The sequence below is a fragment of the Luteimonas sp. A501 genome (assembly GCF_054052085.1).
On sequence record NZ_JBSVRI010000042.1, the window covers coordinates 1 to 529 of the forward strand.

General features: G+C 67.7%; 1 protein-coding gene. It reads left to right on the plus strand.

Annotated elements, in window-relative coordinates; all coding sequences use genetic code 11:
* A partial coding sequence (locus tag ACW7G5_RS14810; RefSeq protein WP_457005788.1) for an OmpA family protein occupies positions 1–478 on the plus strand: 478 nt, incomplete at its 5' end.
* Between the last annotated feature and the right edge of the window lie 51 nt (positions 479–529).

Consider the following 529-nt stretch of genomic DNA (forward strand, 5'->3'; position numbering starts at 1 on the left):
GGTGGCCCCGAGCTGCGCGGACATGGACAGCGACGGTGACGGCGTGAACGATTGCGACGACCGCTGCCCGGATTCGCAGCCTGGCCAGACGATCGGTCCGGACGGCTGCCCGGTGCCGGTGTCGATCGACCTGAAGGGCGTGAACTTCGACTTCGACAAGTCGACCCTGCGTCCCGACGCGGTGTCGATCCTCAACGAGGCGATCGAGATCCTGAAGCGCTACCCGGAGCTGAAGGTCGAAGTGGCTGGCCACACCGACTCGAAGGGCACCGACGCGTACAACCAGTCGCTGTCGGAGCGCCGCGCGACCGCGGTGTACGACTACCTGGCCTCGAACGGCATCGACTCGTCGCGCATGGTGGGTCCGACCGGTTACGGCGAGAGCCGCCCGATCGCGCCGAACACCAATGACGACGGTTCGGACAACCCGGACGGCCGCGCGCGCAACCGCCGCACGGAGCTGAACGTCCAGAACTGAGGACGTCGGCACAGGTGACACCACGGAGCCCGGCCTTGTGCCGGGCTTCGT